We start from the raw sequence: 12,682 nt of genomic DNA on the forward strand, positions 1-12,682 counted from the left end.
GACCGCGCGTCGCCAACGACACGCTCACCACCACAGCTGATCCACGAAGCCACGAGGCGCCCGACCGGGAACAACCCAGCCGGGCGCCTCACCCTTGCCTCTTGACAGCAGGTCACTCCATATCAGTTGAAGAACTCCCGGGCGTGCTCGACGACCGCATCCGGCCGGTCGTCGACGATGAAATGCGATGCGCCCGGGATCTCGTGGGAGTTCGCATCGGCCCGTACGACGCGATCCTCGGCACCGATCAGCACCCTCGTCGGCGTCGTGAGCTGCGCTGCGGGGTACTCGCCGCGCATCAGCCGCATGCCCTCGCGCTGGATGAACTGCCGATACAGAGCCGATCCAGCCACGGCACGCGCAGGATCCTGGAACTGACTGGCGAACAACTCGACCAGGTCGTCGGGCATGCCGACCGAGTGATCGCGCAGCATCGTCTTCGCCAATCCGGTACGGCGGAGTGCCCACGGACCGAGTCCGGGCCAGGGGAGTACCAGGTTGAACCAGCCGTGCCGCATCATCCGCCCGAACATCGCCGCGTCCGGCTTCGCCCCCAACGGCGGGATCGCCAGCATCAAGTGATCCCGCACTCGCTCCGGGTGCCGCAGACACAGCAGCGTTCCGAGGATCCCGGACCAGTCATGCGTGAGCAGGTGGACCCGATCGAGCTCCAGCGCATCCAGCAACCCGATGAGGTCGGCCAGCAACGACTCCCGGTCATACCCGGTGGCCGGAGCGCTGGACTCCCCGAACCCGCGCAGGTCGGGACAGATCACCCGATAGTGCTGGGCCAGTGCGGGGATGACGTCACGCCACTCCCACCATTGCTGCGGAAACCCGTGCAGCAGTACGACGGCCTCACCGCTCCCGGCCTCCGCTACGTGCAGACGCACGCCGGGCAGGTCGACGAACCGGTGGCTCACCCCCTGAAGCTCCATCCACTGACGGTACTCCAGGGCAGTGATTCTGGCTGCCGGTTAGGTTTGTCCCCATGACCTATCCGGAAAGCCGCCGTGACGATGTGGTCGAGACGTTGCACGGGCACGCCATTGCCGACCCCTACCGCTGGCTGGAAGACCCTGACTCCGCCGAGACCCAGGACTGGGTGAACCGGCAGAACGAGTACACCCAGGCCGAGCTGGCGGGCTATCCGGAGCGGCAGTGGTTCCAGACCACGCTGTCCGCGATCCTGGCTCGTCCGCGCGCCGGAGTGCCGGCCAAGAAGAGTGGCTGGTACTTCGTCGGCCGCAACGACGGCACACAGGCTCAGGACGTCGTGTACGTCGCAGAGTCCCTCGGGGAGCTGCTGGACAGCGGCCGGGTGCTGATTGACCCGAACAAGCTGTCCGAGGACGGCACCGACTCACTGGGGACGTTCACAGTGAGCCCGGACGGCAAGTACTTCGCTTACGGCATCAACGAGAGCGGTAGCGACTGGACGACGTTCCGGCTGCTCGACATCGCCACTGGGGACCCGGTGGACGATGAGGTGACGGAGGCCAAGTTCTGCGAGGCCACGTGGCTCCCGGACAGTTCGGCGTACCTGTACCTGCATTACCCGTCGAGTGGTCGCAATGAGGGCACCGAGACGAAGACGCTGTCCGGTGGTCAGCTCAAACTGCACCGCGTGGGTACGCCGCAGTCCGACGACGAGCTGGTCCTCGCCTTCCCCGAGGACGACCGCCTGTTCATCACACCGGAGCTGTCCGAGGACGACAGGTACGTCGTTGTGCACATCAATGCGGGCACTGACCCCGCCTCCCGGCTGTGGGTCTACCCGATCACCACCGACGGTCTCGGCGAGCCGATCAAGGTAGTCGACGAGCTGGCCGACGAGATCATCTTCATCCGGATGGCCGGCGACCAGCTGGTGCTGCAGACCGACCGCGGCGCCTCCCGCGGCCGCGTGGTGCTCGCCGCGCTGGACGGCACCTTCTCCGACCTCATCCCCGAGGGGCCCGACGCACTGCAGGCTGTTCGCGGTACGGCGTCCGGGCTGGCGACCGTCACGTTGGTCGATGCCCAGCCAGTGCTGACGCTCTACGCACTCGACGGCTCCGATGCGCGCGTGGTCGACGTACAGGGCGGTGGTGTGCTCGCTCTGAATGCCAGCACCAAGCACGACGAGTTCTTCATCGGCTTGTCGACCACTATCGACCCCACGGTCTCGTACGTCGTTTCTGCGTCGACCGGTGCAGTGCGGGCGCTGCCCGAGCTGGTCCGCGGTGCCACCGGCTACGAGTCGCCTTCCGTAGTTGTCACGCGCCAGCTGGCCGGGGACGTGCCGTACTTCCTGATTACCCGCGCCGACCTGGACTTCGCCACACCGCGCCCGACACTGCTCTACGGGTACGGCGGCTTCCGCATCCCGGTCCTGGCCGACTACAAGCAGGGCTGGCCGGCCTGGCTGGCTGCCGGGGGAGTGCTGGCGATTGCCAACCTCCGCGGCGGCGGTGAGTACGGCAGCGACTGGCACGATGCCGGGCGGCTCAAGCACAAGCAGCAGGTGTTCGACGACTTCATCGCGGTCGCGGAACACCTGCGGGACCAGGGAGTGACCACTCCGGCGCAGCTGGCCATTCACGGCCGCAGCAACGGCGGACTGCTCGTCGGAGCCGCCATGACACAGCGGCCCGACCTCTTCAAGGTCGCGCTGCCGGGCGTCGGCGTACTGGACATGCTGCGGTTCCACCTGTTCACAGTGGGGGCCGCGTGGGCGTCCGACTTCGGGCATCCGGACGACCCGGAGCAGTTCGAGGACCTGCTGGCCTACTCGCCGCTGCATCGCGTGCAGGACGGTACGCCGTACCCGGCCACGCTGGTGGTCACCGGTGACCACGATGACCGGGTCGTCCCGTTGCACAGTCACAAGTTCATCGCTGCGTTGCAGTATGCCCAGTCCGCGGCCGAACCCGTCTTGACCCGAGTGGAGGTCAACACCGGTCACGGCTTCGGAAAACCCGCCGCGATGATTGCGGCGGAGTGGGCGGACCTACTGGCGTTTGCTGCTCACCACGTAGGTCTGGAGACTCCTGAGCAGTAGGAGTTGTGTTTCACCAGATGCGGGGCGCGTGGAGGTCGCGAGGGTCATCGGCCGGCTGACAGCCGTGGTCGGTGTCCTCGTACTCCGCGCGCAGCCCGTTGGTGGCCAGCGAGCGCACTGCGCCGACCAACCGGTCCACGTGCTCGCGGGTCGTCCCGAGACCGAGGCTGGCGCGCACCGCCGTACCGTGCTCGGGTGCGTCGGCCAGCAGGTGGCCGACCAGCGGGTGGGCGCAGAACTTGCCGTCGCGGACACCGATGCCGTACTCCGCGCTGAGTGCCGCGGAGACGAGTGTCGAGCTCAGACCCTTGATGGTGAAGCAGACCGTGCCGACGCGGTCGGCCTCGGCGCCGAAGATCGAGTACGTCGTGACGTCCGCGATCTGCGCCAGGCCGGTGCGCAGCCGGGCGAGCAGGCTGCGCTCGTGCTGCTCGATGGCGTCGCGGTTCCGGCTGATGGTCGCGCAGGCCGAGGCCAGTGCGATTGCACCGATGACGTTGGGGGAGCCACCCTCGTGGCGGGACGGGCCGGTCGCCCAGACCACACCGTCGCCGGTGACCGAGGTGGTCGCGCCCCCGCCGTACAGGTAGGGGTCGGCGGCGTCGAGCCAATCCGCGCGGCCGATCAGCGCACCGGCGCCGTACGGGGCGTAGAGCTTGTGGCCGGACAGTGCGACCCAGTCGACGTCCAGCTCGGCGATGTCGACGACACGGTGCGGCGCCAGCTGGGCAGCGTCCAGGCAAATCCGCGCACCGTGCGCCTTCGCGACTGCAGCGAGCTCGGCGATCGGGAAGATCTCACCGGTCACGTTCGACGCTCCGGTGACGACAACCAGCCGCGGGCCCTCCGGAGCGCTCCGCAGCGCGTCGGCCACGGCAGTCACAGCCGCGCTGGCCGAAGCCGGTGCAGCGAGCCGGACGGTGCGCTCCTCGCCCCACGGCAGCAGCGCCGCGTGGTGCTCGGACTCGAAGACGATCACAGTCGCGTCAGCCGGGACAGCGTGCGCGAGCAGGTTGAGGGCGTCGGTGGTCTGCCGGGTGAAGATCACCTGGTCGTCCGCACGGGCGCCGACGAAGCTGTGCACCTCGACGCGGGCCCGCTCGTACCACTGGGTGGTGATCCGGGAGGCGTACCCGTTGCCGCGGTGGACCGACGCGTACGACGGCAGAGCTGCCTCGACACTGGCGCGCACCGACTCCAGACAGGGTGCGCTCGCACCGTGGTCGAAGTTCGCGTAGTCCGTCACGCGGCCGTCGGCCAGCGGGACCAGCAGGTCCGCACCGACGGTGGCGGGGATGGTGCCGTTCGCCAGGCGGGTGACCGCTGCGCGAGGGGCGGTGGTGCTGGCCGGCTCGAGGATGGAGAGGATCGACATAGCTTCGCTCCCGGGAAGTCCGCACTTGCCGAACGGGGTATCCGCACGGCCTGGTCTTCACCCGGGGCACCCCACCGCGGAGGAGGGTTGCCGGCCAGCGAGCCGGGGCTTGACGCTGGCGCTCATGACCTGCCGAGAACGGTAACGACCCGGCCACAAGGACGCCAGCCCTAATCTCATGTGGTGAGATAGACATACACATCGTGGGACGGAAGGTGGCGGAACGATGATCGGACGGCTGCATCACCTGGTCGTCGACTGCCCGGATCCGCTCCGGCTGGCGGAGTTCTACGCCGCGCTCCTCGGCAAGCCGATCACCTATCGCAGCGACGACTGGGTGGTCGTCGCGGACAACGACCGCACCTCAGGCCTGGCCTTCCAGCGCGCGCCGGAGCATCGGCCGCCGCAATGGCCTGATCCCGCGCATCCGCAGCAGATGCATCTCGACGTGATGGTCGACGACGTCGAGGCTGCGGCCGCGGCGGTCGTCGCGCTCGGTGCCCGCCGACTGACCGGTGCGGTGTTCGAGGATCCCGCCGGGCATCCGTTCTGCCTGATCCCGAGGCCTGGGTGGGCACCGCCGGTGAATTGATTCGCGACCGGTGGCCCGGGCGTGTTGGATGGCGGCATGACGACCATCGCGGCCTGGACCGCACCTGCTGTCGAGCGGCCCGACGGTTCGTTGACCGCGCCGGAAACCGAGTTGCTGCGGGGATATCTCGACTTCTACCGGCGCACGCTGCTCTACAAGTGCGCCGGGCTGACCGCCGAGCAGCTCGCCACCCGGCCCTCGCCGCCGTCGAACCTGTCACTGCTCGGGCTGATCCGGCATCTGACCAAGGTCGAGCGGATCTGGTTCCGGATCCACTTCGCGGCCGGCGAGAAGGCCGAGCCGCTGTTCGCGCCGGAGCTCGGGAAGGACGCCGACTTCGAGCTGATCGATCCGGCCGAGGCCGAGGCGGCGTACGACGGATTGATCGCCGAATGGAAGCTGTCCGACGAAGCGGCGGCCGGACGGTCGTTCGACGAGCGGTTCGTCTTCAAGGGGACGGAGTCGACGCTCCGGATGATCTACATCCATCTGGTCGGGGAGTACGCCCGGCACTGCGGGCACGCCGACCTGCTCCGCGAGCAGCTGGACGGCTCCACAGGCGCCTGACCGGTCAAGGGCAAGGCCGTTGGTCAAGGGCTCTCCACACGAGCTGGTACGACGTTGTGCACGGTTCAACCATGCGCGCGGCCCGCAAGTGGTTGAGGGGTGCTCAAGGTCATTCCCGCCCCGACCATCGCGGGCCCCCAGGTGGATGTTGGGCCCGCCAGGCTCATGTTCCTCCCCAAACCGGTTCGGGGAAGGGGATTCGGCGACCCGTCCGCTGCGGGTTTCCCTAACGTCCGAACAGCCGGAGGCGGGCCCTCCGATCTTTCGGACGTTAGCGGTGATTAACACCTTGACTAACCGCGCCTTGCGGTCAAGGAGCCTGATCGATCTGGTAACAAGTCTTCCGATGGCCCGGACGCTGTGGTCAACTTCCTGCCATGAAGCGGCCGGCCGCCCTCGTTGCGCTCATCTTCGCGGTGCTCACCGCGTTGCTGGTTGCGCCTGCGAGCGCGGCGTACGGCGTCCGGATCGAGGTGCTGTCGACGCCGCGGCCGGACTTCGTCAGCGACGGTAACGCGCTGATCGGCATCACCGGCGAGAACCTCGACGGCCTCGTCATCGAACTGAACGGCCAGGACGTCACCGACGCATTCACGCGAACCGCGGACCGGCTGATCGGCCTGGTTCGCGGGCTGGTGGTCGGCCGGAACACGATCACGGCGGGCGAGGCCCGGCTCGGCATCACGAACTACCCGCGCTCCGGACCGATGCTGGCTGGTCCGCACGAGACGCCGTACATCTGCGGGACGGCCGGCTTCACCACCCTCGCGAAGGTCAAACTCGGCCCGGCGACCGGGCCGAACTGCTCGGTGCCGACCCGCGTCGACTACCTGTACCGCTCGACGATCGACCGGTCGCTGAAGGTGCTGCCGGAAACGAAGCCCGCCGACCTGGCCACGACGACCACCTCGGACGGCCGACGGGTGCCGTACATCGTTCGCGTCGAGACCGGCGTGATCAACCGATCGATCTACGAGTACGCCGTACTGCATGACCGCGAGGCGGGTGCGCCCAGCGTGCAGCGGCCACCGTCGGGCTGGAACGGCCGACTGGTCTACAGCTTCGGCGGCGGCTGCCCGGGCGGCTGGTACCAGCAGGGGAGCAACACCGGCGGGATCAACGACGACGTACTGCTCGGACGCGGGTACGCCGTTGCCTCGTCGAGCCTGAACGTGTTCGGGGTGAACTGCAACGGGGTGCTCGCGGCCGAGACCATGACGATGACCCGCGAGCACATCGCCGAGACCATCGGCGTACCGCGGCAGACCATCGGCTGGGGCTGCTCCGGCGGTTCGTACCAGGTCTTCCAGATCGCAGACAACTATCCGGGGCTGCTGGACGGGATCGTCGCGGCGTGTGTGTTCCCGGAGGTCGGGTTCGCCACCCTGCACACGATCACCGATGCGCTGCTGCTGGATCACTACTTCCGGTCTGCGGACGGCTGGACTTCCGAACAGAAGCGCGCTGCCGCCGGGTTCGGCAAGGTCGAGACGATCGCCAACCTGGCCGGTGCCGGCCGCCGGATCGACCCGCGGGTTTATTGCCCTGAGCAACTACCTGTGGAACAGCGGTACCACCCGGCGACGAACCCGGACGGCGCTCGGTGTGACGTCTACGATCACCAGGTCAACATCTGGGGCAAGAACGCCGCTGGTGCCGTCCGGCGGCCGCTCGACAATGCCGGGATCCAGTACGGACTGGCCGCGCTGAACGCGGGCAAGATCACCGCGGCCCAGTTCGTCGACCTGAACCGCGCGATCGGTGGCTTCGACGCCGACGCCAACTTCGTCCCGGGCCGCACGGTGGCCGATCCGCTTGCGACCGAGACGGCGTACCGGACCGGACAGCTGATCAACGGCGGCGGGGGACTGGCGAGCACGCCGATCATCGACTACCGGCAGTACCTGGACGAGCAGCCGAACGGGGACATCCACCTGATATTCCACTCGTTCTCACTGCGTGAGCGGCTGGTGAAGGCGAACGGCGACGCGGACAACCAGGTGATGCTGGTGCAGTCCGGCGACGCGCCCGGCGGCTTCAGCACCGGCAATCCGGTCGTTCTGTCCGCACTGAAGGCGCTGGACCAGTGGATGGATGCCATGGACGCCGACACCGGTCCCGGCTCGTCGCACAGCCGCCTGCTCCGCAACAAGCCTTCCTCGCTGGTCGAGGCGTGCTGGACTCCGCAGGGCACCAAAATCGTCGAGAAGCAGGTCAACGGCATCGGTACGACGCGGTGCAACACGCTCTACCCGGTCTGGCCGGCCCCACGCCAGGTGGCCGGGGCCTCCGTCGCCAACGACATCATCAAGTGCCGTCTGCGCCCGCTGTCACCGGCTGACTACCAGGTCGACTTCACACCGGCCCAGTGGACCGCGCTCCGGCAGGCCTTCCCGCAGGGTGTCTGCGACTGGAAGGCACCGGGGGACGGCCAGCAGCGTCCCACTGAGGCGTGGCCCGCCTTCTGAGCCGTGACGCTACGGATGGGGCAGCGTGATCGGCGTGTGACACGTGTGACTCGAGTGGTATTGGAGGTAGCCTGCTAAACATGGCGACCCGCACGTCTTCCCCGGCGCGGGCGCAGAAGTCGGCAGCGAAACGGCCCAGTACGGCCCGAGCCGCTGCCGGTGGACGCACCCGTCCGTCGGCCGCCCAGAAGCGTGGGCAGACCTCGAAGCGCGGTGGTAGCACCGCTGCGCGGACCAGCACACCCAAAAACAGCGGGCCGGGCCCTTTCGCGGCCGCCATGCTGGCGATCGGCCGCGGCCTCGTCAAGCTGTGGATCGGCGTCGCGCACCTGATCGGCAAGATGGCCCGCGGAATCGGCCACGGCGCGCGTGACCTGGAGCCGGAGCACCGTCGCGACGGTGCGGGCCTGTTCCTGATCGGGCTGGCGATCGTGGTCGCCGCCTCGATCTGGTGGCGCCTTCCCGGAGCGGTCGGCAACGGCGTCCGGACCGCGGTTGGCGAGAGCATCGGTGTGACCGGCTGGGCCGTCCCGCTGCTGTTGCTGGCCATGGCTGTCCGCACCCTGCGGAATCCGGAGCGCAACGGCCCCGCCGGCCGCCAGATCATCGGCTGGACGCTGCTGTCGTTCGGGGTGCTCGGGCTGGTGCACATCGCCCATGGCATCCCGCGGCCGAGCGTCCCGGGTGATGCCCCGCTGCACGATGCGGGCGGCGCGGTCGGCTACATCATCTCCGCAGTGCTCGCTGACCTGCTGACGCAGTACGTCGCGTCTCCGTTGCTCGTCCTGCTTTCGATCTTCGGTCTGCTGATCATCACCGGTACGGCGATCTACGCGATCCCGCTCCGGGTGCGCGCAGCGTTCGACGTACTGATGGGCCGCACCGAGCTTCCGGATGAGGCTGCGGCGCCGGCTTCGGAGCCCTCCACCGACGACACCGTGCGGCTCACCCGCAAGGAGCGGCGCGCCAAGGCGGCCCTCGAGGACGACGGCGAGCCAGTGCTCAAGCCGTACGACTCACCGGTGCTCGAAGGACGCGAGATCTCCAAGCGCGGCCGCAAGCCGAAGGCCGCGCCGCCGGAGGATGACGCGTATGACGTCGACGCGGCGGCCGGAGCCGCTGCTGCTCCCGCCGCGCCGGCCACGCCCAGCTTCAAGGTGAACGACGCGCCGACCCCGGAACCGCCGCCACACACCCCGATCCCGCAGCGCGTCGAGCAGTTGAGCCTGTCCGGCGACATCACCTACACGCTGCCCGACGGTCAGATCCTGAAGCCAGGATCGGTGCACAAGGCCCGGACCAAGGCGTCCGACGCGGTCGTCGACCGGCTCACCGAGGTGTTCGAGCAGTTCGGCATCGACGCCCAGGTCACCGCCTACACCCGCGGCCCGACGGTCACGCGGTACGAGGTCGAGCTCGGCTCCGCGGTCAAGGTCGAGAAGGTCACCGCGCTGTCCAAGAACATCGCGTACGCCGTCGCCTCGGCCGATGTCCGGATCCTGTCCCCGATCCCCGGCAAGTCCGCGATCGGCATCGAGATCCCGAACACCGACAAGGAGATCGTCAGCCTCGGCGACGTCATCCGGAGCGCGACCGCCCGGAACGACCATCACCCGATGGTGGCCGGGCTGGGCAAGGACGTCGAGGGCGGCTTCGTGGTCGCGAACATGGCGAAGATGCCGCACCTGCTGGTCGCCGGTGCGACCGGCTCCGGCAAGTCGGTGTTCGTCAACTCACTGATCACCTCGGTCCTGATGCGGGCCACCCCCGACGAGGTGCGGATGATCCTGGTCGACCCCAAGCGGGTGGAGCTGAACAGCTACGAGGGCATTCCGCACCTGATCACGCCGATCATCACCAACGCCAAGAAGGCCGCCGAGGCACTGCAGTGGGTCGTCCGCGAGATGGACATGCGGTACGACGACCTCGCGGCCTTCGGCTTCCGGCACGTGGACGACTTCAACAAGGCGGTCCGCGGCGGCAAGGTGAAGCCGCCACCAGGGTCCGAGCGCGTGCTCACGCCGTACCCGTATCTGCTGGTCATCGTCGACGAGCTGGCCGACCTGATGATGGTCGCGCCGCGAGACGTCGAGGACTCGATCGTCCGGATCACCCAGCTCGCCCGGGCAGCCGGCATCCACCTGGTGCTGGCCACCCAGCGGCCGTCGGTCGACGTCGTCACCGGTCTGATCAAGGCCAACGTGCCGTCCCGGCTGGCCTTCGCGACCTCGTCGCTGGCCGACAGCCGGGTCATCCTGGACCAGCCCGGTGCGGAGAAGCTGGTCGGTCAGGGTGACGGTCTGTTCCTGCCGATGGGTGCGAGCAAGCCGATGCGGATCCAGGGTGCCTGGGTCACCGAGGCCGAGATCCACGCGGTCGTCGAGCACACCAAGACCCAGCTGGAGCCGACGTACCGCGAGGACGTCACTGTCGTCGCCGGCCCGAGCAAGGATCTCGACGACGAGATCGGCGACGACATGGACCTGGTGGTCCAGGCCGCCGAGCTGATCGTCTCGACCCAGTTCGGCTCGACGTCGATGCTGCAACGCAAGCTGCGGGTCGGCTTCGCCAAGGCCGGCCGGTTGATGGACATCCTGGAGAGCCGGGGTGTCGTCGGTCCCAGTGAGGGATCCAAGGCACGGGACGTCCTGGTCAAACCGGACGACCTGGAAGACTTCATCACCACCCTCCGAGGAGAGTGACAGTGACCGAAGCGAGCGCACTGCCCCGTAACCAGGGTTTCGACCTCGACGACAAGCCTGTCCCGTTCACGATCCGCGCCTCCCAGAAGGTGCACGGGGGCCTCGCCCTCGGCGCCGGGCTGGTGGCCGTCGGTTTCGCCGCCTCCGCCTCGGGTACTGCGATCGGTGTACTGCGCTGGTTCGCAGCGGCAGCGTTCGCCGTACTGGCCGTGGTGTGTGCCCGGGCCTTGACGGTCGGGGACATGCTGGTGGCCGACGACGTCGGGATCCGGTTGCGAATCGGCAACGAATGGATCGGTACCCGGTGGCAGGAGATCGAGGAGGTGACGGTGCTGAAACGCCGGCATCCGCTCGACGACGGCCGGATCGCCGTGCATCTGCTGGATCCCGGTCCGACCCTGGCCGCGATGCCGGGGACGACCCGCAAGACCACCGATGCCAACCGTCGTCTGACCGGATCCTCACTCGCGGTACCGTTCGGGTTGACGGCACGCCCGTCGAACGGGGAAGTGGTACAGGCTTTGCACATGCTCGCGGACGCCAGATGTCCGGTGCGCGAGCAACTCTGACTTGTCCGTGACCCCATCGGGCGACGACCGTTGACTTGGTGTCGGCGGTCCGGCTGCCGGCATCCAGGAACTCATTGATGCTGATGGCCCGCTTTTCGGATCGGGCGACGGAGAGGACGGTGACCACGTGAGCATCGGTAGCGAGCTCACGGCGGCCCGTGAACGGGCCGACATGACGATCGAGCAGCTGAGTGCCGCCACCCGGATCAGAACCGGGCTGCTCACCGCCATGGAGGCCGACGACTTCTCCCGCTGTGGTGGCAATTTCTACGCGCGCGGTCACATTCGGTCGATCGCGCGCGTGGTCAAGGCCGACCCGGCCCCGCTGGTGGCGTCCTTCGACGCGGAACACGCCGCGGAGGAGGAGAAGTCCCGTCGCGAGGAACGTGCCGCGGTCAAGGGCCCGACCCTGCACCCGGCCCGGCCACGCTGGGGCATCGTGCTCGGCGCGATCCTGGTCGGTCTGATGGGCTGGGGGATGGTTCGGCTGTTCACGCTGCCGAGCGACGTCGAGGCGAACGCGTCGAAGACGACCGCCACCACGACGATCACCACCCAGCCGCCGAAGCCGACTCCGAAGCCGACGGTTGCCCCGACCAAGAAGAAGCCGGTCGCGCCGCCGGTGGTGCCGACGAAGACCACGCTCACCCTGACCGCGAAGAACAACGGGTCCTATGTGACGCTGCGCGACAAGAAGGGCAAGCGGCTCTTCCAGGGACTGGTCGGTCCGGGATCGGTGCAGACGGTGACCGCGGTCGGTGACATCCGGGTCTCCGCCGGTGCCCCGGGCAACCTCGTGGTCAAGGTCAACGGCAAACCCCAGGCCACCAAGCTCTACCGCTTCGTTGCCCACCCCGACGGGACGCTGACCAAGAGGTAGCGCCGGTCTCGGTGGTCGGGCATCGGCCATCGGTCGTCGGTCACAGTGAGCGGTCGCGGTTAGGTGTGAGGCTGGGCGGCGCGTCATACTCGTAGTGATGACTACGCCACCCGTCACTGTTGCCCTGGTCACGCTGGGCTGTGCCCGCAACGACGTCGACTCCGAGGAACTCGCCGGCCGCCTCGAGGCCGGCGGCTTCCAGCTCGTCGACGACGCCGCCGACGCGGACACCGTGGTGGTGAACACCTGCGGTTTCGTCGAGGCCGCCAAGAAGGACTCGGTCGACACCCTGCTCGCCGCCGCCGACTACAAGGATTCCGGCCGCACCCAGGCCGTCGTCGCCGTCGGCTGCCTCGCGGAGCGCTACGGCGACCAGCTCGCCGAGGCCCTCCCCGAGACCGACGCCGTCCTCAGCTTCGACGACTACGCCGACATCTCCGACCGCCTCCGCTCCATCCTCTCGGGCACCAAACACCACCCCCACAC

The 12,682-nt window shown here is 68.3% G+C and carries 9 protein-coding genes, 1 pseudogene and 1 riboswitch; of the genes and pseudogenes, 8 read left to right on the plus strand and 2 right to left on the minus strand.

The genetic code is table 11. The features are described from left to right. Positions 1 to 122: 122 nt before the first annotated feature. A complete protein-coding gene (locus E1261_RS36895; RefSeq protein ID WP_132414384.1) occupies positions 123 to 938 on the minus strand; it encodes an alpha/beta fold hydrolase in 816 nt (271 codons plus the stop codon). Positions 939 to 991: 53 nt separating this feature from the next. On the opposite strand from E1261_RS36895, the gene E1261_RS36900 reads away from it, so the two are divergent. Next, the gene (locus tag E1261_RS36900; protein ID WP_132414385.1) at positions 992 to 3,043 is read left to right on the plus strand and encodes a prolyl oligopeptidase family serine peptidase; all 2,052 of its coding nucleotides are present in this window, start codon (positions 992 to 994) and stop codon (positions 3,041 to 3,043) included. Positions 3,044 to 3,053: 10 nt separating this feature from the next. Here E1261_RS36900 and E1261_RS36905 read toward each other — a convergent pair whose 3' ends face one another. Then, a complete protein-coding gene (locus tag E1261_RS36905) occupies positions 3,054 to 4,418 on the minus strand; it encodes an aminotransferase class V-fold PLP-dependent enzyme (protein WP_132414386.1) in 1,365 nt (454 codons plus the stop codon). Between the two features lie 16 nt (positions 4,419 to 4,434). After that, a riboswitch (SAM riboswitch) is annotated at positions 4,435 to 4,548 on the minus strand. Positions 4,549 to 4,644: 96 nt separating this feature from the next. On the opposite strand from E1261_RS36905, the gene E1261_RS36910 reads away from it, so the two are divergent. The 7 genes and pseudogenes from E1261_RS36910 to E1261_RS36940 all read left to right on the plus strand — a co-directional run. After that, entirely contained in the window at positions 4,645 to 5,010 is a 366-nt protein-coding gene (locus E1261_RS36910) for a VOC family protein (RefSeq protein WP_132414387.1), read from the plus strand. Positions 5,011 to 5,046: 36 nt separating this feature from the next. Further along, a complete protein-coding gene (locus E1261_RS36915) occupies positions 5,047 to 5,577 on the plus strand; it encodes a DinB family protein (protein ID WP_132414388.1) in 531 nt (176 codons plus the stop codon). A 377-nt stretch (positions 5,578 to 5,954) separates the two neighbouring features. Beyond that, positions 5,955 to 8,045, plus strand: a complete 2,091-nt coding sequence (locus E1261_RS36920) for a DUF6351 family protein (RefSeq protein ID WP_132414389.1) — start codon at positions 5,955 to 5,957, stop codon at positions 8,043 to 8,045. An 80-nt stretch (positions 8,046 to 8,125) separates the two neighbouring features. Beyond that, positions 8,126 to 10,747: an FtsK/SpoIIIE family DNA translocase gene (locus E1261_RS36925; RefSeq protein ID WP_202875362.1), complete on the plus strand. Its 2,622-nt coding sequence runs from the start codon at positions 8,126 to 8,128 to the stop codon at positions 10,745 to 10,747. A 2-nt stretch (positions 10,748 to 10,749) separates the two neighbouring features. Continuing rightward, entirely contained in the window at positions 10,750 to 11,316 is a 567-nt protein-coding gene (locus E1261_RS36930) for a hypothetical protein (protein WP_132414390.1), read from the plus strand. A 127-nt stretch (positions 11,317 to 11,443) separates the two neighbouring features. Continuing rightward, on the plus strand, positions 11,444 to 12,196 hold the full coding sequence (locus E1261_RS36935) for a helix-turn-helix domain-containing protein (protein ID WP_132414391.1): 753 nt from the start codon (positions 11,444 to 11,446) through the stop codon (positions 12,194 to 12,196). A gap of 97 nt (positions 12,197 to 12,293) precedes the next feature. Continuing rightward, positions 12,294 to 12,682 (plus strand): annotated as a pseudogene (locus tag E1261_RS36940) (MiaB/RimO family radical SAM methylthiotransferase); the annotation flags it as partial.

The organism is Kribbella albertanoniae (assembly GCF_004348455.1).
Lineage (GTDB): Bacteria > Actinomycetota > Actinomycetes > Propionibacteriales > Kribbellaceae > Kribbella > Kribbella albertanoniae.

Excerpts from the sequence above, each read along its gene's own strand:
- E1261_RS36920 (WP_132414389.1), top strand. The coding sequence starts at position 5,955 with ATGAAGCGGCCGGCCGCCCTCGTTGCGCTCATCTTCGCGGTGCTCACC.
- E1261_RS36905 (WP_132414386.1), bottom strand. The coding sequence starts at position 4,418 with ATGTCGATCCTCTCCATCCTCGAGCCGGCCAGCACCACCGCCCCTCGC.
- E1261_RS36900 (WP_132414385.1), top strand. The coding sequence starts at position 992 with ATGACCTATCCGGAAAGCCGCCGTGACGATGTGGTCGAGACGTTGCAC.
- E1261_RS36915 (WP_132414388.1), top strand. The coding sequence starts at position 5,047 with ATGACGACCATCGCGGCCTGGACCGCACCTGCTGTCGAGCGGCCCGAC.
- E1261_RS36910 (WP_132414387.1), top strand. The coding sequence starts at position 4,645 with ATGATCGGACGGCTGCATCACCTGGTCGTCGACTGCCCGGATCCGCTC.
- E1261_RS36925 (WP_202875362.1), top strand. The coding sequence starts at position 8,126 with ATGGCGACCCGCACGTCTTCCCCGGCGCGGGCGCAGAAGTCGGCAGCG.
- E1261_RS36895 (WP_132414384.1), bottom strand. The coding sequence starts at position 938 with ATGGAGCTTCAGGGGGTGAGCCACCGGTTCGTCGACCTGCCCGGCGTG.